This is a genomic window from Blastococcus capsensis (assembly GCF_030165005.1).
Taxonomy (GTDB): domain Bacteria; phylum Actinomycetota; class Actinomycetes; order Mycobacteriales; family Geodermatophilaceae; genus Blastococcus; species Blastococcus capsensis.
The window spans coordinates 1-2,279 of the sequence record NZ_JASNNW010000049.1 but is presented as its reverse complement, the minus strand read 5'-3'; the positions used below and the strand labels follow the sequence as shown (position 1 = coordinate 2,279).

Annotated in this window: 2 protein-coding genes; both read left to right on the top strand. The window is 63.6% G+C overall.

Going from position 1 to position 2,279, the window contains the following annotated elements; translation table 11 throughout:
- Positions 1 to 257, top strand: a 257-nt coding sequence (locus QOZ86_RS20965) for an HNH endonuclease signature motif containing protein (RefSeq protein ID WP_284493902.1), incomplete at its 5' end; no start/stop codon positions are given.
- Between the two features lie 536 nt (positions 258 to 793).
- Positions 794 to 2,074 carry a group II intron reverse transcriptase/maturase gene (gene ltrA, locus QOZ86_RS20960; protein ID WP_284493901.1) on the top strand — a complete coding sequence of 427 codons (1,281 nt, stop codon included), beginning with the start codon at positions 794 to 796 and terminating at the stop codon, positions 2,072 to 2,074.
- Positions 2,075 to 2,279: the final 205 nt, after the last annotated feature.

Sequence of the window (2,279 nt, the reverse complement as noted above, 5' to 3'; positions counted from 1 at the left end):
GCCCGCTGCTCGGCCCACCCGCGGCGGTGGACCGCTACCGCCCCTCGGCCGCCCAGTACCGCTTCCTGGAGGTCCGCGACCGCACCTGCCGCCACCCCGGCTGCAGCGTGCGCGCCGGCTGGGCCGATCTGGACCACGTCATCGCCCACGCCGCCGGCGGCGCCACCGCCTGCCAGAACCTGTGCTGCCGGTGCCGCCGGCACCGTGTGTCCCGAAGACGATCAGGAGGCGTTGATGTAGAAGCCAATGTCGCTTGAGCGTCGTGCTGTGCTGAAGATGAAGGTTTGGCCCTTCGGAATCGCTCGACAGGGAGTGGTTTCAAACCGCCATGAGCTGCTGCGGTGAATGAGCTGTGGTGGTGAGCGTCATGGATACGTCATCGTAAGAGGTGGCAGGTGTGGGCCGGGAAGACGAACGCGAGTAAACCATCGATGACGCGTCGTAAGACATGAGATGACATCAAAACCAGGGACTGGTGGATTTCCTGGGATGAGCCAAGGAGTTACCTGTGTCCTGCCTTGGCGGTGTCCGGCGTATAGGTGGCGTGAGCCCGGTTCAGGCTTCAGTACGGAACGGGAGAACCCCTCGCTCCGACACAGGCGGTGAAGGTTGAGTTGACCGCCGAGAGGGAGAATGGCAAGCCGTGTAGAGCGGCGAGTCGCAGAGTACTGGTTGCGGAGCAGGGGGGCGGACCGGCTCGTAGTAGCGATGAAGCTCCTGTAATGGGGGTGGAGCAAAGGGGCCGGGTCGTTGGGTGCCGATCGACGATCAACCATCATGTGGGAGGAGTCCGATGATCGGGGCAAGACCTTCGGGAAAGTCGTTCGACATTCCTAAGCAGCTCATCTGGGATGCCTATCAAAAGGTGAAGGTCAACAAGGGGGCGGCTGGGGTTGACGGCCAGTCGCTAGCCGATTTTGCGCAGGACGAGAAAGCCAACCTGTACAAGATCTGGAATCGGATGTCGTCGGGTACGTACTTCCCTCCGCCGGTGAGAGCGGTAGAGATCCCGAAGGCAGCCGGTGGTGTTCGCGTGCTGGGCGTGCCGACCGTGGCCGATCGGATCGCGCAGACGGCGGTGGCCATGACGCTGGAGCCGACGGTGGAGCCGATGTTCCATCCCGACTCCTACGGCTACCGGCCGGGTCGGTCCGCACTCGATGCGGTCGGCACGACGCGGAAACAGTGTTGGCAGCGGCCGTGGGTGGTCGATCTCGACATCCAGGGCTTCTTCGACAATGTTCCGCATGCCCCGATTCTGTGGGCCGTCGAGCAGCACGCCACCGAGTCATGGGTCCTGCTGTATGTCAAGCGGTGGCTCACGGCACCGATTCAGCAACCGGACGGCACCCTCACCGCTCCCGATCGTGGCACCCCGCAAGGGTCAGCGATCTCGCCGTTGTTGTCGAATCTGTTCATGCATTACGCGTTCGACGCCTGGATCGCTCAGACGCAGGACAGCGTGAGATTCGAACGGTATTGCGATGACATCATCGTCCACTGCCACAGCGAGAAGCAAGCGAAGTACATTCGCAACGTCATCGCCGCTCGGCTGTGGCGATACGGGCTGCAACTCCACCCGGAGAAGACCAGGATCGTGTATTGCTACCGGGAAGGCGAGACGGTGCCGCCGAACGCGGCCATCGAGTTCACCTTCCTTGGCTACACGTTCCGGCCGCGCTACGTGCGACTGCCCGATGGGCGCTGGCAAACAGGATTCGCGCCAGCGGTCAGCAAGGAAGCGCGCAAAGCGATGGCCCGGACCATCCGGAGCTGGAAGCTCGGCCGGCGAACAGACCTCATCTTCGAAGAAGTTGCCGCGATGGTCAACCGCGTCGTGGCCGGCTGGATCAACTACTACGGGCGCTTCTACAAATCCAAGTTGATCGCATTCCTGCAGGAGCGGCTGAATCCGCACCTGGTCAAATGGGCGTGCCGGAAATACAAGCGATTGCACCGTGCCCAAGCCAAGGCCCGCAGGCGACTCGCCCAGATCGCCAGCACAAACCCGGGCCTGTTCGTTCACTGGCGGCACGGAGCACTCCCGAGTGGTTCAACGACGGGAGCCGTGTGACGGGAGACTGTCACGCACGGTTCTAAGAGCGCCGGGGGGTGAAATTCCCCCCGGCGACTCGCCACCGGCTCAAGACCTTCGCCCCGGGCTGGCAGCACACCATGAGCGACGACGGCGTGCTCACCGTCATCACACCCTCCGGCGTGACCCGGATCAGCCGGCCGCCCGGCTTCCGCGTGCTCACCGGACCACCGGAACCACCGCC

Coding starts and splice junctions, on each gene's coding strand:
- ltrA (WP_284493901.1), top strand. CDS start 794: ATGATCGGGGCAAGACCTTCGGGAAAGTCGTTCGACATTCCTAAGCAG.